This is a genomic window from Kribbella pratensis, assembly GCF_004366075.1.
GTDB classification, from domain to species: Bacteria; Actinomycetota; Actinomycetes; order Propionibacteriales; family Kribbellaceae; genus Kribbella; species Kribbella pratensis.
The window spans coordinates 959,388-978,320 of record NZ_SODU01000002.1; the positions used below are offsets into that span (position 1 = coordinate 959,388).

At 68.3% G+C, this 18,933-nt stretch carries 18 protein-coding genes; 5 read left to right on the plus strand and 13 right to left on the minus strand.

Going from position 1 to position 18,933, the window contains the following annotated elements:
* Positions 1-39 precede the first annotated feature (39 nt).
* Positions 40-531, minus strand: coding sequence for a DUF402 domain-containing protein (locus EV137_RS19785; RefSeq protein WP_134130286.1), 492 nt, complete (start codon positions 529-531; stop codon positions 40-42).
* Positions 528-1,244, minus strand: a complete 717-nt coding sequence (locus EV137_RS19790; RefSeq protein WP_134130287.1) for a class I SAM-dependent methyltransferase — start codon at positions 1,242-1,244, stop codon at positions 528-530. Before EV137_RS19790 ends, EV137_RS19785 begins: the two co-directional genes overlap by 4 nt.
* Before the next feature lie 49 nt (positions 1,245-1,293).
* On the opposite strand from EV137_RS19790, the gene EV137_RS19795 reads away from it, so the two are divergent.
* The 4 genes from EV137_RS19795 (at position 1,294) to EV137_RS19810 (ending at position 5,032) form a co-directional block, all read left to right on the plus strand.
* Entirely contained in the window at positions 1,294-1,746 is a 453-nt protein-coding gene (locus tag EV137_RS19795; RefSeq protein WP_238175427.1) for a hypothetical protein, read from the plus strand.
* A 132-nt stretch (positions 1,747-1,878) separates the two neighbouring features.
* Positions 1,879-3,045: an MFS transporter gene (locus tag EV137_RS19800; RefSeq protein WP_238175428.1), complete on the plus strand. Its 1,167-nt coding sequence runs from the start codon at positions 1,879-1,881 to the stop codon at positions 3,043-3,045.
* Between the two features lie 162 nt (positions 3,046-3,207).
* Positions 3,208-4,524, plus strand: a complete 1,317-nt coding sequence (locus tag EV137_RS19805; protein ID WP_166679942.1) for a GGDEF domain-containing protein — start codon at positions 3,208-3,210, stop codon at positions 4,522-4,524.
* A gap of 49 nt (positions 4,525-4,573) precedes the next feature.
* Positions 4,574-5,032 (plus strand): MarR family winged helix-turn-helix transcriptional regulator, encoded by a 459-nt coding sequence (locus EV137_RS19810; RefSeq protein WP_238175429.1) that lies wholly within the window; start codon positions 4,574-4,576, stop codon positions 5,030-5,032.
* On the opposite strand, the gene EV137_RS19815 is transcribed toward EV137_RS19810, so the two are convergent.
* A complete protein-coding gene (locus EV137_RS19815) occupies positions 5,029-5,946 on the minus strand; it encodes an SMP-30/gluconolactonase/LRE family protein (RefSeq protein ID WP_134130288.1) in 918 nt (305 codons plus the stop codon). The two genes, EV137_RS19810 and EV137_RS19815, sit on opposite strands and share 4 nt — an antisense overlap.
* Positions 5,947-6,044: 98 nt before the next feature.
* On the opposite strand from EV137_RS19815, the gene EV137_RS19820 reads away from it, so the two are divergent.
* Positions 6,045-7,034 carry a winged helix-turn-helix domain-containing protein gene (locus tag EV137_RS19820; protein WP_134130289.1) on the plus strand — a complete coding sequence of 330 codons (990 nt, stop codon included), beginning with the start codon at positions 6,045-6,047 and terminating at the stop codon, positions 7,032-7,034.
* Between the two features lie 45 nt (positions 7,035-7,079).
* Here the strand turns inward: EV137_RS19820 and EV137_RS19825 are convergent, their stop codons facing one another.
* The 10 genes from EV137_RS19825 to pseB form a co-directional block, all read right to left on the minus strand.
* Entirely contained in the window at positions 7,080-9,452 is a 2,373-nt protein-coding gene (locus EV137_RS19825; RefSeq protein WP_238175430.1) for a CARDB domain-containing protein, read from the minus strand.
* Positions 9,453-9,459: 7 nt separating this feature from the next.
* Complete coding sequence (locus tag EV137_RS41480) at positions 9,460-10,671, minus strand: discoidin domain-containing protein (protein ID WP_238175431.1); 1,212 nt, start codon at positions 10,669-10,671, stop codon at positions 9,460-9,462.
* A 219-nt stretch (positions 10,672-10,890) separates the two neighbouring features.
* Positions 10,891-12,543, minus strand: a complete 1,653-nt coding sequence (locus tag EV137_RS19830) for a monocarboxylic acid transporter (RefSeq protein WP_134002441.1) — start codon at positions 12,541-12,543, stop codon at positions 10,891-10,893.
* Complete coding sequence (locus EV137_RS19835) at positions 12,540-12,884, minus strand: DUF485 domain-containing protein (RefSeq protein ID WP_134130290.1); 345 nt, start codon at positions 12,882-12,884, stop codon at positions 12,540-12,542. The genes EV137_RS19830 and EV137_RS19835 overlap by 4 nt, the downstream gene beginning before the upstream one ends.
* A 79-nt stretch (positions 12,885-12,963) precedes the next feature.
* The gene (locus EV137_RS19840) at positions 12,964-13,812 is read right to left on the minus strand and encodes a class I SAM-dependent methyltransferase (protein WP_134002445.1); all 849 of its coding nucleotides are present in this window, start codon (positions 13,810-13,812) and stop codon (positions 12,964-12,966) included.
* A gap of 50 nt (positions 13,813-13,862) precedes the next feature.
* Positions 13,863-14,600: a cytidylyltransferase domain-containing protein gene (locus EV137_RS19845; protein ID WP_238175432.1), complete on the minus strand. Its 738-nt coding sequence runs from the start codon at positions 14,598-14,600 to the stop codon at positions 13,863-13,865.
* A complete protein-coding gene (locus EV137_RS19850; RefSeq protein ID WP_134130291.1) occupies positions 14,588-15,403 on the minus strand; it encodes a hypothetical protein in 816 nt (271 codons plus the stop codon). Before EV137_RS19850 ends, EV137_RS19845 begins: the two co-directional genes overlap by 13 nt.
* Positions 15,403-16,782: a class I SAM-dependent methyltransferase gene (locus EV137_RS19855; RefSeq protein WP_238175433.1), complete on the minus strand. Its 1,380-nt coding sequence runs from the start codon at positions 16,780-16,782 to the stop codon at positions 15,403-15,405. Before EV137_RS19855 ends, EV137_RS19850 begins: the two co-directional genes overlap by 1 nt.
* Before the next feature lie 10 nt (positions 16,783-16,792).
* Positions 16,793-17,917, minus strand: a complete 1,125-nt coding sequence (locus EV137_RS19860; RefSeq protein WP_134130292.1) for a DegT/DnrJ/EryC1/StrS family aminotransferase — start codon at positions 17,915-17,917, stop codon at positions 16,793-16,795.
* A 1-nt stretch (position 17,918) separates the two neighbouring features.
* Positions 17,919-18,902 (minus strand): UDP-N-acetylglucosamine 4,6-dehydratase (inverting), encoded by a 984-nt coding sequence (pseB, locus tag EV137_RS19865; RefSeq protein ID WP_134002451.1) that lies wholly within the window; start codon positions 18,900-18,902, stop codon positions 17,919-17,921.
* Positions 18,903-18,933: the final 31 nt, after the last annotated feature.

Here is an 18,933-nt window from a genome sequence, read left to right on the forward strand (position 1 = left end):
AACAACAGGCCCCGGGTGCACGCCCGGGGCCTGTTGTGTTCAGAGGAAAGAAGGCATCTGCTCGAGCTCGACGACCGCGGCCGGCGGGAACGCCGCGGACGGCCCGTTAGGCCCTTCCTCCGCCCCGCGCAGGTACCGGTGCACGAACTGCTGGGTCGCGGTCAGAGCATCCGCGCACTGAGCGGGCGTGATCTTGCCGTCCCTCAGGGCATCGCCCAGCTCGTCCAGATCCAGGACCTGATACCGGTTCACCGCCGGCGGAAACAGCAGATCGACATACAGGTCGTGCACGATCAGGTCGTCCCCGGAGCGCTCGATCTCCACCAGGTCGACGTACCACCATCCCTCGAGTGCCCCCTCGAACACGGCCGGCCTGGTGAGCTGGGCCGCCTCGTCGAGCAGCAGGTAACACCGATCGACAGTCGGCCGGCCGGCGACCTGGTACTCGGGCAGGATCCGCACGTCGTACGCGACAACTTCTCCGACCTGCCGCGCCGGACACCACTGCCCGGTCCGGTGCAGGACTCTCATGCCGGCCGCGCGCGGAAAATGATGATTCCGACGTACTGTGCGAGCCATTCCTGCTTGTGCGGGTACTGCTGCTTCTTCTCCTCGGACAGTTGCGGTTCGAGGACTCGCTCGACCCGGAAACCGTTGTCGGTCAAGGAGTTGTGGATCGACGAGAACGTGTCGGTGGTGTGGGTGATGGTCACGTCCTCGTTCCACCGCGACGGGTACGAGTACGGGCCGACCGTGTGATAGGCGTCCCCGAGCCGGAGCTCGTCCCGCTCGGAGCGTTCCACCGCCCAGCGGATGGGATGCGCCATCGAGACGACCAGTACGCCGTCGTCGGCCAGCAACGATCGCACGGTGCGAAGGGTTCTTCCCCGGTCCTGCGCGTACGCGAGGGACTGCAGGAACAGTACGACGTCGAACCGGCGGCCCTCCAGCGCCGGGATCTCGTCGAGGGTCGACAGGTCCCCGGTGAGCAGAGCGACGTCGGCGCCGTCCGGCGGTGTCAGGAACTGGGCGCCGACGTCGACGCCGACGGCCGCGGTCGCGCCGTGGTCGCGGACGAGTTCGATCGCCTTCTCGCCGTTGCCGCAGCCGATGTCCAGAACGGTCCTGCCCTCGACCGGGCCGATCAGACAGCGTTGCGCGTCCCATTCCATCAGCTGGTCGAGGGAGTCTTCGCGGGCCCGGGATTGTTCGTAGTCGGTGGTCAGCGTTTGCCAGGGGTCCATACCGCGAGGCTATAAGGCGGTGGCCCCGGCTGGGGCATAGTTTCGGGGCGTGACTACCGCGACGACGGCCGTGCTGGCGATCATTCATGTCGGGCTGGCCGCGGCATGGGTCGGGGGGATGGCGTACTCGTTGTTCGTGGTGCAACCGAAGTTGAAGAAGTACTTCGGGAAGGACCAGGAGGGCCGCGAGATGCTCACCGCGGTGATTGCCTCGGGCAACCGGTGGAAGGTGATCGGGCTGATCGGCGCGATCACGCTCACCGGTGGCGCGCTGCTCGCGATCAATCGTGAGCACTGGTGGATCCACGCGGTCAAAGGCTTCCTGCTGCTGATCGCCACCGTGATCTTCTGGTATGTCTCCTGGCGGCATTGGCCGCAGCGCGTGTTCGCGACCACTGCCGAGCTACCGAAACTGCAGGCACGGCTCATCGCGCTCGCGACGACAATGCTCGGCCTCGCGGGAACGGCCTTCGCGCTCGGCGTCCTCGCCGAACACCTCTGAACAACCAGCGGCGCACCGTGGCGTGCGCGGCCGGTTGCGGATCGTGGGTATTTTGACCTGGTGACCCGCCCCGCACATCCCTCGTCCGCAGATCCCGCTGATCAGCCCGCCACGTACGGCGAGGTGTTCGGCGTGGCCGAGTTCCGATGGCTGTGGTTCGCGCAGCTCGGCTCGGTGATCGGGGACCAGTTGGCCCGGGTCGCGCTCGCCGTACTCGTGTTCGACCGGACCGGATCGGCCGGGCTGTCCGCGGTCACCTACGCGCTGACCTTCCTGCCCGACATCGCGGGCGGCCCGTTGCTGTCCGGACTGGCCGACCGCTATCCGCGCCGGCGGCTGATGATCGGCTGTGACGTCGCCCGCGCGGTGCTCGTGGCGGCGATGGCCATCCCCGGCGCCTCGCTGTGGATCCTGTGCGTGCTGCTCGTCGCGGTGCAGTTGCTCGCGTCGCCGTTCCAATCCGCCAGAGCCGCCTTGTTGCCGTCGATCCTGACCGGCGACAAGTACGTCCTGGCCAGCTCGGTGTCGAACATCACCGCGCAGGCCTCGCAACTGGCCGGGTTCGTGACCGGAGGCACCCTGGTCGCAGCCTTCGGCGCCGGGAACGCACTGCTGGCCGACGCCGTGACCTTCGCACTGTCGGCGGTGCTGCTGAGGCTCGGAGTGCGTGAACGTCCGCTGCCGGAATCGACCGATGCGCGCCCGGGATGGTGGCCTTCGCTGTCGGCCGGCGCGCGGCTCGTCTGGAGCGATCGGCGGCTGCGGTACCTGGTCGCGCTGGCCTGCGTCGCCGGTTTCTACGTGAGCATCGAAGGACTTGCCGCGCCGTACGCCGCAGTGGTCGGAGGCGGGCCGGCCGCCGTCGGGATCCTGCTCGCCGCCAACCCGGCCGGGCAGATGGTTGGAATGCTGCTGCTGACGCGGGCCGCGCCGGCGCGGCGGCTCACGCTGATGGGCCCACTCGCGATCGGTTCCTGTGCGCCGCTGATCGGCTGTGTCGCCGAGCCGGGACTGTGGGTGACTGTCGCGTTGTGGTTCGTGTCGGGGTTGTGTGCGTCGTACCAGCTGGCCGCGAGTGCGGCGTTCGTGCTGAACGTGCCGGACGCGCAGCGCGGCCAGGCGTTCGGCCTGGCGCGCACTGCGCTGATCGTGTCCCAGGGAATAGGTGTGCTGGTCGCCGGGGCCGCTGCGGACCGGTGGGAGCCGGCGCTGGTCGTGGCGGCCGCGGGGATTCTGGGCGTACTGGTCGCGGCGGGCGCGGCGTACGGATACGTCGGCGCCACGCGACAACCTGCGTGATGGGTCACCAGTCGTTGTTCTGCATGGTGACCGCCTCCTCTCGCGGGATCTGGGCTCGTCGGGGGTGAGCGCAGCGAGACAAATAACAGGGAAGCCATGACATTGCGTGCACATCGCGGCTACTCTGTGACAAGGACCGACTGTGAGGCGGGGGTCTTTTTCATGAGTATCCGGCATCGGCTGGCGCGCCGTCGCCTACGCCGACGTCAAGACGCGTCCTGGAGCCCGGCAAGGTGGGCGCTGTGGTCGCAGCCACGGAGCGTGCTCGGCTACGTCCTCGCGGTCGAGCTCATCACCGTTGTGGTCGTCGCGTCGACGTTCGACCTGGTGTCGGTCACCGCCGGTGACTGGATCCGGTTACTGGTCCTCGCGGCCGGATCGGCGATCCATCTGGAGGCCGCCCGCGACATCGAGCGGCTGCGCAAGGTCGGCGCCGAAGGTATTCCGTACGTCAACCTCAAAGGAATGTGGACCTTCGCCGGTGTCCTCATCCTGCCTCCGCCACTGGCCGCAGGGTTGATCGTCACCACCTACGTGCATTCCTGGATCCGGGTACGCCGGGTTCCGCCGTACCGATCGGTCTTCACCGCGACGACTCTTGTGCTCGCCGGTGCCGCGGGGGCTGTCGTTCTGGCCACCATCCGTCCTGGTGTCTACCCGGGCTACCCGTCCGGCCCACTCGGACTCGTCGCTGTTGTCGCGGCCGGCTTGGCGTACTGGTTCGTGAACTACGCGCTGGTCGCAGGGGCGATCATGATGGCCAACCCCGATTCCCCGGGCCGCAACGCGCTCGGACGGCTCTCGGACCAGCTGATCGTGGCCGGTTCTCTCGGCCTGGGTGTGGCGACCGCCGCGTTGCTGCTCAGCCAGCCGTGGGCCGTCGCGGTTCTGCTGCTCACCATCCTCGGTCTGCACCGCGCGCTTCTGGTCGAGCAGTTCCAGACGGCGTCACGCACCGATCCCAAGACCGGCCTGGCCAATGCGGCCTTCTGGCACGAGATCGCGCGTCGTGAGTTCGCCGGCGCCGAACGCACGAACTCCCGACTCGGCGTGCTGTATCTCGATCTCGACCACTTCAAGGCCATCAACGACACCTACGGCCACCTCGCCGGCGACGAGGCCCTGAAAGCGGTCGCTGCCGAACTGCGCCACGAGGTCCGCGACAACGACCTGGTCGGGCGGCTCGGCGGCGAAGAGTTCGCCATCCTGCTCCCGCAGACCTCCGCGGCCGACACCGCCTTGGCCGCCGAGCGGATCCGGCGTCGCGTCGCGGGGCTGGCGGTCACCGTCGCCGCCCCGAACGGCCCGGTGCTGTGCGGCCCCATCACGTGTTCGATCGGCGCCGCGACGTACCCGGAGTCCGGTGCCAGCCTCGACGAGCTCCAGATGGCCGCCGATCTGGCCATGTACCAGGCCAAGGACGCCGGCCGCAACCGCGTCGTCGCCGCACCGGCCAACGGTGAGGTGCCGCCCTCCTGACCCGCCGTCCCGGCCCGGGCAGAAGGCCGGAGCGGTAGGAGATGTTTGGGTGCCTGTGCCAGGATTGCGCTTCCCGACGGAGGTGATCTGGATGGCGCAGGAGGCATTGCAGCTGCTGGTCAGCATGCACCGAATCGTCAGGCACCTGCGCCGGAGCAGGACCACCACGCTCCTGCACCCGACGCAGTTCCTGGCGTTGATGCTGATCGCGGACGAGCAACCGATCCGGATCGGCGAGATCGCCGCCCGGGTCCCGTGCTCGCAACCCACCGCGACCACGACGGTCGCCGGTCTGGAGGAGGCCGGCCTGGTCCGGCGCGAACCGGACCCCGTCGACGGCCGGGCGACTGCGGTGGTGCTCACCGAGGCGGGGGCCGAGACGGTCGAGGCGTCCGGCCGTCAGGCCGCCGAGGAGCTCGCCAACCTCCTCAGCCGCCTCGACGACGCCGACCGCGCGCTGGTCCTGCAGGCAGGCGCGGTCCTGATGCGGGTCACCGACGACCTTTAACGCAGGCCCGGTACGACGGTCACGGTGTACGGCGGCGTACCGGGTGCGATGTCCAGTTGGCTGTTCACCCACAGCAGCCGGCCGTGGTCGCGGGCGATCGTCGTCGGGGTCGCACCGGCCGCGCCCGGGCTCGAGTCCGCGACCAGGGTCGCCGCGGTGAGATCGTCGTTCAGGATCGCGAGCCGGGTGACGTACTTCCCGCCGCCGGCGTTGTAGACGGCGTACAGCCGGCGGCCTTCGAGCAGGTACCCGTCGCCGGACAGGATGCCGTTCGGGACGTCGAGAACCGTGACCTGCCGGGTCCGGAGGTCGATCCGGTACGTGACGTCCTGGCCCTGCTCGCCGACCAGGAGCACGCGTCCGTCGGTGACGATGCCGTTCAGGAAGTACGGCGTCGGCTGGATCCGGTCGCGGGTGATCCATGGTTCGAGCTCGCCGAGGCCGTCGCGGGTGAGCGGCGCCCGCCAGATCTGGTTGTGCGCCGAATCGGTCACGTAGACGGCGTCGCCCGCGATCGTGAAGTCGTTGAGGAACGAGCCGTCCGACGCTTTCCGTACGGCGAGGAGCCGGCCGCGGGCGTCGTACAGGAAGAGTTTCGACGTACTCGCGCCGGCGACGAGGACCCGGCCCCAGCGGTCCAGGTGGATGCCGGTCGCCGCGGTACGTCCGTCGCTGCCGGCCGGCAGGAACAGGCTGAGGCGGGACGAGTGGGTGTTGCCGCGGTACACCGCGCCGGTGGCGACGCTGGTGACGTACATCGTGCCGCCGGGCGTCACCGCGATCCCTTCGAGGTTCTCGCCAGGGGTGGTCGAGACGACGTACTGCGTCGGTCGGTGGACTGCGCCCGCTTGCGCGGTGGTTGACGGGACGGCCGCCGCGAGGACCAGAACAGTGAGGACTGCGAGACGTTTCATCGGGCCAGGGTCGGAGCGTACGGCGACCGGCCGCGACCGGATTCGGCCTGAACCGAAGAGGTCTGGGCGGATGACCTCGTGGCCGTCACAATCGAGGGATGCTCCGCGTCCACTTCACCGCGGCGGACCTCGGCCGGGTCACGTTCCCCGCCGAGCCGCACCCGCTGTGGGAAGCCGCGCTCGCCGCCCGGGCGCTCGGAGACCGGTCGATCTCGCCGGTCGCACGGCGGTGGCGGCGTACCGCGGCACCGCTGGTGCGGGGATCGATGCGCCCGCTGTTCAAGCTGATCTCGCCGGGCGGGTTGTTCCCGGACTTCCTGATCCCGGAGGTCGCGGGGCCCGGTCTCGAGCCGGCCGTCGCGGCGTTGATGGAGACGCCGGCCTCCGTCATCCGGGACGAACTGGAGCCGTGGTTACCGCCGGAGATCGACCGGTACATGCGTGGATTGCTGGACGGTCGCGCGGGCTCGCGGCGAGCGCTTGGCGGCGCGGTCCGGGACTTCCATCAGGAGGTGCTTGCGCCTTCGTCGGGGGAGTTGCAGCGACGGTACGGCGCTGACCTCGGGATCCGGTCGCGGGCGGTCCTGCACGGTGGGATCGATGCGCTGCTGTCGTCCCTGCATCCCGATGTCGAGTGGGCGACTCCGGTGCTGACGACGTACGGCCCCGTCGACGACTGGACCGCGGACATCCACCTGAACGGCCGCGGGCTCGAGCTCTACCCGTCCCCGCTGGTTTCCAACTGCCTCGCGATGGACACCCCCGACCGCCGCCCCGTCCTCGTCTATCCCTGCGCCGACCTGACCGACCCGGACGATGCCGCCACCGACGCCCTGGCAGACCTCCTGGGCCGGACACGAGCCGCAGTACTCCGTTCCCTCACCCACCCCGCCACCACAACCCAACTGGCCCGCCGAGTAGGCATCTCCCTGGCCTCAACCTCCGACCACACCAGAGTCCTCCGAGCCGCCGCCCTGATAACCACCCACAGAACCCAAGGCACCGCCCTGCACGCCCTGACCCCCACCGCCCACAACCTCCTAACCGGCGCATCCAAGGGCATCCCAGGCCAGATCGCGAACTCCTGACCAAGCCTCCAGGGGCCGCCGGGGTGGCGGCCCCTGGGGGTGGGGTTAGTTGCGGTTGATTGTGAAGGTTGTGGTGGTGTTCTGGATGTCTTTGGTGTTGTTGGTGAGGGTCAGGTTGTTGAAGGTGACGGAGCCTACGGCGGGGCCTTGGCCTGGTTCGGGGAGTTCGTTGGCCCAGATGCCGAAGCCGGACTTGGCGTCGAAGGCGTCGCCGGACTTGCGGGCGCCGGAGATCGTCGTGTTGGTGAAGACGGTGTCCGCGACCGGGAACTGCGGCCGGCCGCCGACGTAGTTCGTCTGGAACATGATCCCGCTGTACGTCGGATCGACGATGTCGAGGTCGTTGACGCGGATCCCCTGGAAGATCTTCGACGCCGAGAAGATCCACACCGCGGGGAACGCCTGGTTGCCCCAGAAATGCCCACCGGAACGTACGACGGAAACGTTCTGGAACTGTGTCGGCGGAGTGGCTCCGAACCCGTTCATCGGGATCCCGAAGTCCAGGGAACTGATGGTGATCCCGGGGTAGGTGAGCATGTCCGCGGCGTACAGGTTCCGGAAAACGTTGTTCGTCCCGCCGTACACCGCGAACCCGGCGGCCCGCCAGGTCAGTGTCGCGGACAGGTTCTCGAACACGTTGTCCCGGACCTCGCCGCCGCCGTTGTCGGTGGCGTTGAACAGCGCGAAGCTGTCGTCACCCGTCGACCGGGCGTCGTTGTTGCTGACCGTGTTGCCGGCCGACCCGTTCGTCATGTTGATGCCGTCGGCGAAGGTGTCCCGGATCCGCGAGTTCTTGATCGTCGAGGTGTCGGTGTTCGAACCCCAGTACAGACAGACCATGTGCTCGACCCAGATGTTGTCGATGGTCATGTTCGCCGTCCCCGAGAAGTCGAACACCTTCCCGGGGCCGTCGATCCGCGACGTGTAGTTGCCGAAGTACGCGAACCCGCTGAACGTCGACCCGTTCGCCGACGCCTCGGACCGGAACCCGACGTCGGTGTTGTCCTGTGTGGTCGGCGCGTGGAACCGGGTGAACCACGGCCCGGCCCCGACGACCTTGACCGCCTTGCCGTACACCTGGAACTTCGACGACGTGTCGTAGTCACCGGCAGGCAGGTAAACACCCTGCAGGTTGCTGTTCTGCCGCACCTGGTCGAACGCGTTCTGCACGTCCTGATGGCTGAAGCCGGCCGGCGTGACGAAGCCCGCGCCGGGGTTCGGGACCGGCGTCGCCGCCTCGGTGTCGAGGAAGTCGATCGTGTACGTCAGGCTGTTCGCCGGATCCTTCTGCAGCCGGATCTTCGTCCCGGCCGGGTAGGTCTGGCCGAGCATCAGGTTGGCCTCGTCGTAGATGTGCCGCGCCGGTCCCGACCCGGGTGAGTTGTTCGGCGAAGCCTCTGCGCCGTACAGCCAGGCGTACTTCGACGTCAGTGGCAACGTCTTCGCGAAGCTGCCGTTCACGTACACGCTGATCGACGACGTCTGCCCGCCGCCGCCCGACGAGTCCGGCATCGAGAACCGGGTGACGAGCGTGTTCGTGCTGGCGCGGGTGGTGAACTCGACGTACGCGCCGTTCGCGCCGAGCGTGACCGCGCGCCGCCCGGAGGCCTCACCGGCCAGGTCACCGATCGTCCGGTTCGGTCCGATGACGGACGCGCCGCCGCCGACCGTGGCGTCCTCCGCCTCGAGGTGGTCGTACGGCATGTTCGCGCCGCGACCGACGAAGAACGGCCGCTCGCTGGTGTTGTTCGTACGCTTCACCGGCAGTTCGTTGGCGTCGTCCGCCAGCACGACACGCACGGTGTAGCGCCCGTTGACCGCGGTCCAGTTGCCGAGAGCAACAGCCGGCGTGGTCGCGCCGGCAGCGATCGATCCGTTGTAGGTCCCCGTCATCGTCGCGACAGCGGACGATCCGTTGAGAACCGTCAGCGTGATCCCATGCGCACCGGACGCAGAGGCGACACTGCCTTGGTTCTTCAAAGACACCGAGAACGCGACCGAGTTCCCGGCCGACGGGTTCCCCGGAGTCCAGTTCACCGCCGCCGCCACGAGGTCGGAGCTCGCCACCGGGGTCACCACGAGCGGACCAGATGCGGCCGCCGTGTTGTTCCCGTCGTTCTGCTCGATCACCGAGTTTGCTTCGTCGACCTTGGCGCTCAACGCGTACGAGCCCGCGTCGCGCGTCCCGATCGACGCGCTGACCGTCGTCGACGCCCCGGCCGCGAGTGCGCCGACAGCCGCCGTACCGACCTTGGTCGTGCCGAGGTAGAAGTTCACGTCGGTCGCCGCGGAGCCCGCCGTACCGCCGTTGTTGACCGTCGCGCGGACCGTGATCGCGTCGGTCTCCACCGGCGATGTCGGTGTCCACGAGACGTTGGAGAGCGTGAGATCCGGGTTCGGCGCCGGTACGCCGAGCACCTGCAGTTCAGCGACCTGCCCGGCCGGTGCGCCGGGTGTTCCCGGTGAAGTTCAGCCGTACGTCGGCCACTCGCGCGCTGACCGGGATCGTCACGCTGTTGCCGCTCGCCGGATTGAAGTCGTGGCCGGCCGAAGCGACGATCGTCGTGAAGTTCGACGCGCCCTGCTCCCGCCCGAGGATCGAGAACGTCTGCGTCCGCGGTCCCCACGCCGGATCGGGGTTGAGCCGCACCACGATCGAGCTGAGGTCCGCGTTCGCGCCCAGTTCGGTGGTCAGCGTGGCCGGGTTGGCGTTGCCCTCCCAGTACGTCGTCACGTCGTCGTCGTTCGCGTTCGCCGGGACGTAGGTGAACGTCGACCCGGACGCGCTGATCGGCTTGTGCAGTGCCAGGTTGCTGCCCGGGCCGCCGCTGCCGTTGCGGGTGACCGTGTTGCTGTTCGCGGACTGGTTGCCAGCGGCATCTTTCGCGCGAACGGTGTACGCGACCGACACGTTGGCCGGCTGGTTGTCGGTGTACGTGAGCACGTTGCCGGCCACGCTGGTGCGCAGTTGACCGTTCGCGTAGACGTCGTACCCGGTAACTCCGACGTTGTCGGTCGATGCGCTCCAGGTGAGTTTGATCTGCCCGGCGCCGGGTTCGGTGAGGGCCAGGTTGCCCGGGGCGGTGGGAGCCTGGGTGTCACCGGTCGACGGTCCGTAGACCTCGAGTTCGGAGAGTTGTCCGGCGGGCCAGCCGGTGTTCGCGGTGATCCGGATCCGGACGTATCGCTTGGTGGCGGTGCCGTAGTCGACGGTCACCGTGTTGTTCGGCGGGCTGAACGTGCGCGCCGCGGACGCGGACAGGTCGGTGAAGTTCTGCCCGTCGGTGCTGCCCTGGACGGCGAGGATCTCGTCGCGGGCTCCCCAGTTCGTGGTCGGCAGCTTGAGCACGACCTGGTTCGTCGCGACCGACGTACCGAGATCGACCTGGATCCACTGCGGGAACGCGTTGTTCGCGCTCTCCCAGTAGGTGCCCTGGTTGCCGTCGGTCACGTTCGACGCGACGTAGTTCTGGGTGCTGCTGCTGGCCGTCGCGACCTTGCCGGCGGCGAGATCAGGACCGGCGAGTACGGCGGCAGACGCGGTGCCGGCCTTCGTCGGGTGGAGCAGTGGACTCGCTGCGAGCGCCAGGCTTGCAGCGAGCAAGGCGACCGGCAGCCGCCATTTCGGGATTCGCATGGCCTCTCCTGGTGGGCGGGTGATGAGGAGGCAGAGGAAACGGACGCCACGCGAGAGTCCAGAACTTTCTCTACTTTTGCTCAATTCTTGCGTAGCGCTGGCTCATTGTTACGGCACGACTACGCGAGCGTCAACGGTTCATGACGCAGAAGGGCCGGCTCGCAGTGAATACGAGCCGGCCCTTGGGATGTACTGCGTCAGTACTGGGTCAATACTGCGTCAGTGCTTGGCGGCACCCTCCGCGCCGGCGCCGGTGAGGGCGCGGACCGAGAGTTCGCTGTAGCGGTTCTCACTCGACCTGTCCCGGCCGAGGTACGTGCCGAGTACGCCGAACAGGAAGCCGAGCGGGATCGACACGATGCCCGGGTTCGACAGCGGGAACCAGTGGAAGTCCGCACCGGTGATCATCGACTTCTCGCCGTTGCCGGACACCACCGGCGAGAAGACCACCAGGACGACGGCCGAGATCAGACCGCCGTAGATGCTCCAGACCGCGCCCGAGGTGTTGAACCGCTTCCAGAACAGGTTGAACAGCAGCGCCGGCAGGTTCGCCGAGGCCGCGACCGCGAACGCCAACGCGACCAGGAACGCGATGTTCAGCTTCTGCGCCGGGATCGCCAGCCCGATCGCGACCGCGCCGATCCCGATCGCCGCGAACCGCGCCACCCGCAGTTCCTGCTTCTCGGTCGGCTTCTCCTTGGACATGACGTTGGCGTACAGGTCGTGTGCGAACGACGACGCCGAGGTCAGCGTCAGCCCGGCCACCACCGCGAGGATGGTGGCGAAGGCGACCGCCGCGATCAGCGCGAGCAGGATCGCCCCACCGGTCGAGCCGGCCCCACCGCCGACGGCCTCGGCCAGCAGCGGCGACGCCACGTTGCCCTTGGAGGTCTCGACCGCGGAACCCTTGGCGGTGTTCAGCAGAGCCGCGGCGCCGAACCCGAGGGCCAGCGTCATCAGGTAGAACACACCGATCAGGCCGATCGCCCACTGCACCGAGCGCCTCGCGGCCCGCGAGTCCGGCACCGTGTAGAAGCGGATCAGGATGTGCGGCAACCCCGCCGTACCGAGGACCAGCGCAAGACCGAGCGACAGGAAGTCGATCTGGCCCGTGAGGTCCTTGCCGTACAGCAGGCCCGGCTGCAGGAAGTCCTCGCCCTTTCCGGACTTGCCGGCGGCCGAGCCGAGCAGGTCGGAGATGTTGAAGTGGAACTTCAGCAGCACCAGGAACGTGATCACCACCGTGCCCGTCATCAGCAGCACGGCCTTGACGATCTGCACCCAGGTGGTGCCCTTCATGCCGCCGATCGTCACGTAGACGATCATCAGCGCGCCGACGAGCACGATCACGGCGGCCTTCAGACCCTCGCTCTTCACGCCGAGCAGCAGTCCGACCAGCGAACCCGCACCGACCATCTGGGCCAGCAGGTAGAAGATCGAGACCACGATCGTCGAGGTCGCGGCCGCCGTCCGGACCGGCTTCTGCTTCATCCGGAAGGCGAGCTGGTCGGCCATCGTGAAGCGGCCCGAGTTCCGCAGCAGCTCGGCGACCAGCAGGAGGGCGACCAGCCAGGCCACCAGGAAGCCGATCGAGTACAGGAAGCCGTCGTACCCGTAGAGGGCGATCTGGCCGGAGATCCCGAGGAACGATGCCGCGGACATGTAGTCGCCGGCCACCGCCAGGCCGTTCTGCGCGCCGCTGAACGAGCGGCCGCCGGCGTAGTAGTCGGCCGCGGTCTTGTTCTGCCGGGACGCCCACCAGGTGATGTACAGCGTCACGGCGACGACGGCGGTGAACAGCGAGATCGTCAGGGTCCGGTTGCCGGGCTCTGCGGCCAACGGAAGGGCCAGCGGGACGAGAAGTGCGTTCACCGGCGGCGCTCCCTCTTGTACTTGGCGTTCAGGCCGTGGGCCAGCGGATCGAGCTTGCGGTTGGCGAACCGGCCGTACAGGGCCGCGATCACGAACGTCGACACGAACTGCAACAGGCCGAAGATCAGCGCGACGTTGATGTGGCTGCCGCCCAGCCGGTGATCCATGAAACCGCGGGCCCAGTTGTTGCAGGCGACGTACGCCAGGTACCACGCCATGAAGGCGATCGTCCACGGTACGACGAAGTTCTTGTACCGCCGCTTCAGCTCTTTGAAATCGGCCGCGTCGTGCACCGCCTCATAGGCGCGGGCGTCCCGCTCGCGCACCACTTCCTCGTCCATGCGTTCCCCTTCGGTGGACTAGAACAGGTGCACGTTAGCCCCAAGTTGCGCATTTCTGACCTACCGCAACCAAAACGTTCTAAAGGTGCGGTGCCACCGGGCCGTCGACCGTACGGCGGTAGTTCGCGAACTCGCTGGGGTGGGCCCGGAAGCAGTCGGTGAAGTACGGCATCCGCAAGGCTTCCGGGGGCCGGGCGGTGTGCTCGTAGATCAGGTCGATCTGGTCCAGGACCTGGTCACGCCGGGTGTCCTTGAGTACGGCGACCCGCGAGTGCGACTGGGCCAACTGCCGCAGGCCCTCGCGGTTCAGGTCGTGCCAGTGCCGGAACCGGGCGCTCTCCAGGAAGGTGAACAGGTTCGACTGCTCGATGATCGGCACCGGGTCGAACCGGTCGCTGCCGCCGACGCCGTCACCCTGCATCACCTGCCAGATCCGGCGGACCCATGGGACCACGGTGTCGGCGTTGTTCCAGAGCAGGCCGAGGACGCCGCCCGGGCGCAGGACCCGGGCGATCTCGGGCAGCGCCCGGGCGTGGTCGAACCAGTGGAAAGCCTGCCCGACGATCACCGCGTCCACCGAGGCGTGCGCGAGCGGGATCGACTCCGCGGCCCCGACCATCGTGTCGATCCCGGGCCGCCGGCGGCAGACCTCGAGCATCTCCTGCGACGGGTCGACCGCGATCACGTCGTGCCCGAGACCGGCTGCGACCGCCGCGAGCTTGCCGGTGCCGGCCCCCAGGTCGAGCACCTGCAGCCCGCGGCCCGGGCCCAGGATCCAGCTCAGCGCCTCGACCGGGAACGTCGGCCGGCCCAGGTCGTAGGCCGCCGCGACGGCGCCGAACGACGTGGCCCGCGCGGCGTGCGCGCCGTTGCCCGCGCCGTTCTCCGGGGCAGCGGCGGAGTCCCCGGCCGGATCATTGGTGGTCATCACGGTAAATCATGCCCCAGGAACCAACACAGCGGAGCGTGCGATAGCTGCTACTCGCCGAGTTTCTTCTGTTCGATGTGCGCGTTCAGCGCGGCCAGCTCCGGGTGCTCGTCCAGAATCGCGACCAGTTCGGCACAGCCGAGCTCGGTCCCGCCGAAGTCCTCGATGAGGGCATCGAGCAACTTCCAGTCGTCTGCGGTGTCCAGCGTGAGCCGGTACTGCGCGCCACCGCCGGACCAGGGGAGGTTCAGCAGCCGCATCTCGCCGGACCGGTTCTGGTGCAGGTACGGCGTGACGTGCTCGCGGTCGGCCTTGAGCGTGGCGTTCGCCTCCGCGTCGTACAACCGGGCGCTGGAGAAGATCTCGAAGTCCATGCCGCGCGGGTAGGTGCGCACCAGACAGTTCGAGATGTAGAGGTCGGGGTCGTTCTCGGCACGCCACCGATCGACGCCCGCGGCAACGATCTCGGGATCGATCAGCGGGCAGTCGGAGGTGACCCGGACGACGGCGTCCAGGTCGTGCTCGCGGGCGGCGCCGGCGAACCGGCTGAGGACGTCGTCCTCGCTGCCGCGGAAGACCGGGATGCCGTCCTCCTCGCAGACCTGGACGACCAGGTCGTCGTGGAGGTTCGTGGTGGTCGCGACGATCACCGGCAGGCCGGTCCGGCGCAGCCGGTCGAGGTGGTGCTCGAGATAGGAGCGCCCGGCAACGGCCAGCAGCACCTTGGCCGGCAGCCGGGTGCTGGTCACGCGGACCTGCGTGATGATTCCTACCTTCAGCTGTTCCATCGGAACATCTCCCGAATTTCTGCGGGTCCGGCGACGTGGTCGACGCCCAGTTCGGTGTCGGTGAACTCACGGGCGACCGCCGGCGGGACATACGGCTGGTCCATCTCCGGCCACAGCCGTTTGATCCGCGCCTGTCCGCCGAACGACGGGTGCTCGTTCTCCAGCACCATGGGATCACCGTAGACCCCTGCCCCCAGGCCGAGCGAGGCGCCGTACAGAACGGCGGAGCTGAGCCGGTTGGAGGCGACCCGCTCGTGCTTGCGGAGCTCGCGCAGTTGCTTGACCAGGAACTTGGCGTCGGTCTTGCGCCAGTGCAGGCCGCGGTAGCCGTGCGTGATGACCCGGAATCCGGCGTCCTTGTAGACGTTGCGGATCGCGGGTTTCTCGAACTCGTTCCAGTACAGGCAGACGGTCACCGGGCCGGTCTCGTGCTCGTTGATCGAGGCAACGATCCGGCCGTGGTCGCCGAGCACGTGCTGGCCTTCCCAGCCGTGGAACGGGTAGAAGATGGTGCCCTTGGCCCGTTTCGACGGGGTCGCGAGCTCGGGGTGGGTCTTCAGCAGGTACAGCCAGACCGAGCCGATCACCGAGTAGTTGCGCAGACCGAGTGCGTGGCCGCGGCGGCGGACGCTGTCCGACCAGACGAACTTGGGCATCCCGGGCGCGAAGTTCGTGCCGTGGGCGAAACCGTCGAGGATGTTCCAGCCGTGCTGCAGGTAGCCCCAGATCCGCGGTGGTTTCGGGAGTCCGGCGTACGTCGCCATGATGTTGGCGTGCCCGTAGAAGTGGTTGGCGTGGTGCATCAGCGGCGTACCTTCCGCAGCACCCGCTTGAGGCGGCGGCGGATCACCCGGGCCGGGTTCAGGACGGCGTGGCCGACGCGATAGGGGAGCGAGCGGCGGATGCCGCTGACCGTGCCCTCGAAGAGGATCGCGCGGGCGCTCGCGTGCGCGAGCTCGTCGGCGAGCCGGGCGACGGTGGTCAACTGCTCGGCGCTGCCGCGCGGGCGGACGACCTCGTCCGGGGTGAATTCCTGCTCCGGCACGGTGATCCCCGCCATCGCCGCGAGCCGTGCGGTCAGCGCGTGCGGGTCGGCCGCCGCGGGCCATGGTTGCCGTGCGCCACTTTCCAGCGCTCGCCGCGCGAACCGCCGGAGGTGTTCGACAACATCCAGTTCCTGCGCCTCCCCGAACAACCGGTACGACGTCCCGTCCAGGATCACGTTGTCCGGCGACCCGGCACCACTCGCACCCAGCCAGGCGACGTACGTCGGAATCACCCGTCGAAGCTCCGCCTGATCATCACAGCGCAGGGCCATCAGAAGGTGTTCCTCCAACAGGACGCCTTCGCCCTCCGGCACCACACCTTCAGGCAGTACAGCCGGCGCCTCCGCACCAATCACGAAGTACCAGGCCGGCGCCAGCTCGAAGGCAACTCCCGCCGCGGCCGCGTCCAGCACCAGGCGGTACGGATCCATCAACACCGGGCCTTCGTTGCGAGAGGCAACAGCTCGCGCCGCGGCGACCCCTGCGAACCCATCAACTGTCGTGAGCGCGAGGTCCGCCTCAACCAGCGACGGAAAGACAGCAAAGGTCTGCACGTCGGAGGTGTCGAGAGCAGAGAGGAGGGGCTTGAGGCCTGCGGGGGCTCGGTCCGCGACGTCGCGTCCCCAGTCCTCGTCGCGCGGGATGGCCGCGGTGATGTCCGGCTGAATCAACCGCTCGAATCCGAAGGAGTTCGTGGCTCCGAGGAGCAGCCGGCCACCCGGCCGGAGCCGCTCACGCAGCCGATCCAGCGCCTCCACCCACGGGAAGCTCGCCGTATCAGGCCCGACCAGCCGCTCCAAGCCGTCCAGCGCGACGATCACGTCGTACGTTTCATCCACTACCCAACGATCGAGCGAGCCGCAGAAGACCTGCCCCTTGGCGTCGTCCAGTTGTTCGGCGAGTTCCTCGGCGTCAGGAGCCGAGCGGACCAAGAGGTCCACCGACGTGACCTGCGCGACCGCAGCCGTGATCAGCTCGGCGGCGTGCGGGCCGGCGATCAGGACGGCGTCGTCAGGCTGGAGCGCGGCGGCCAAGAGTGCCGTTGCTGCGGGTCCGGCAGCCGCGGGACGGGCATCGCCCGGGTGCAGATCCGACCAGTTGAGCATCTCGCCGCCGATCAGATTCGACCGGGTCACATCGATCACGTTATCCAACCAACTGCAGAAGGGTCTCGATCACCCGGTCGACCTCACTGTCGGTGAGGTCCGGGAAGAGGGGGAGGGAGAGTTCTTCGGCGTAGAAGCGCTCGGCGTTCGGGCAGAGGCCGCGCTGGTAGCCCTGGTGGGCGAAGACCGGGTGCCAGTACACGGGGATGTAGTTCACCTGTACGCCGATCTCCGCGGCGCGCATCGCCTCGAAGATCTCGCGCCGTCGGCCGCCGAGGACGCGAACCGGGTAGAGGTGCCACATCGGGTCGACGCCGGCCCGCTGCACCGGCGTACGGAGTCCGTCGGCATCGGCGAACGCCGCGTTGTAGCGGGCGGTGATCTCGGTGCGGCGGCGTTTGAACTCCGCGAGCCGGCGCAGCTGGGACAGTCCGAGTGCGGCGCCCAGGTCGGTCAGGCGGTAGTTCACGCCGTACTCGTGGACCTCCTGGTGCCACGGTCCTTCGTCGGTGATCTCGAAGCGCGACGGGTCGCGGACCAGGCCGATGAAGTGGAACTCGTGGGCCCGCTGCCCAACCACATCATCTCTGCAGACCACCGCACCGCCTTCGCCGGTGGTGAGGTTCTTCGTGGGGAAGAAGGACATGGTGGTGACGTCGGCGAGGTCGCCTACCGGGCGGCCGTACGCCGAACCGCCGACGGAATGCGCTGCGTCGGCGAGGGTGTGCGCGCCTACTCGATCCGCCAGAACCTGCAGTGCTGGGTAGTCGGCGGCTTGGCCCGCGTAGTCGACTGCGGCGATGACGCGGGACCGATCGGTAAGAGCAGCTTCGACGGCGGCTGGGTCGATCAGGCCGGTGTCGTAGTCCACGTCCGCGAACACCACGCGAGCGCCGAGCATCGCGGCGCAGGAGGCGGTGGCCACGAAGGTCATGGGGGTGGTGACGACCTCGTCGCCCGGGCCGATGCCGAGAGCGGCGTACGCGATGTGCAGGGCCGCGGTGCCCGACGTACAACTCACCGCGCGATGCCCGCCGGAGAGCTCGGAGATCGCGTTCTCGAAGGCGGTGACCGCTGGTCCGGTGGTCAGCCAGTCGCCCCGCAGTACGGCGGTGACCGCCTCGATGTCCTCCTCCGAGATCGACTGGCGCCCGTAGGGGAGCACGTCAGCCGTCGCTCTCGAGGATCTTGCGGATCTGCTCGATCGAGTACCACTGGTCGTTGGTGTCGGAGGCGTAGTGGAACCCGTCCGGCACCGGCGTACCGTCGCTCGGCGGCTGGTAGCCCCAGCTGGCCAGGTCGGGCTGCAGCACGAAGCGGTTGCCGAGGGACAGCGCGCGGCGGCCTTCCTCCGGGCTGATCATCTCCTCGTGCAGCTTCTCGCCGGGACGCAGGCCGACGTCGTGCATGGTCGCGCCGGGCGCGATCGCCTCGGCCAGGTCGGTCACCTTCATCGACGGGATCCGCGGCACGTACAGCTCGCCGCCGGTCATCAGGTCGAACGAGTCGACCACGAACTCGACCGCCTCCGGCAGCGTGATCAGGAACCGGGTGCAGCGCAGGTCGGTGATCGGCAGCGAGTGGCCGGCCGTGTGCAGCGCGCGGAACTTCGGGATGATCGAGCCCCGGCTGCCCATCACGTTGCCGTACCGGACGACGCTGAAGCGGGTGTCGTACGCCGCCGCGTAGTGGTTCCCGTTGATGAACAGCTTGTCCGCGGTCAGCTTGGTCGCCCCGTACAGGTTGATCGGGCTCGACGCCTTGTCCGTGGACAGCGCCACGACCCGCTTCACGCCGGAGTCGATGGCCGCCTCGATGACGTTCTGCGACCCGATCACGTTGGTCTGGACGAACTCCCAGGGGTTGTACTCACCGCTGTCCACCTGCTTCAGAGCGGCGGCGTGTACGACGTAGTCGACCCGGTGCATCGCCCGCAGCAACCGGGACCGGTCGCGGACGTCGCCGAGGAAGAACCGCAGCCGCGGGTCGTCGCCGAACGACTGGCGGACCTCCCACTGCTTCAGTTCGTCGCGGCTGAAGACGATGATCCGGCGCGGGTTCAGGTGGTTCAGCGCGTGTCGTACGAACGTCCGGCCGAACGACCCGGTACCGCCGGTGACCAGGATGTCGGAGCCGGTAAGGATTGACACGCGAGCGGGACCCTTCTGACGGACAGTTCCG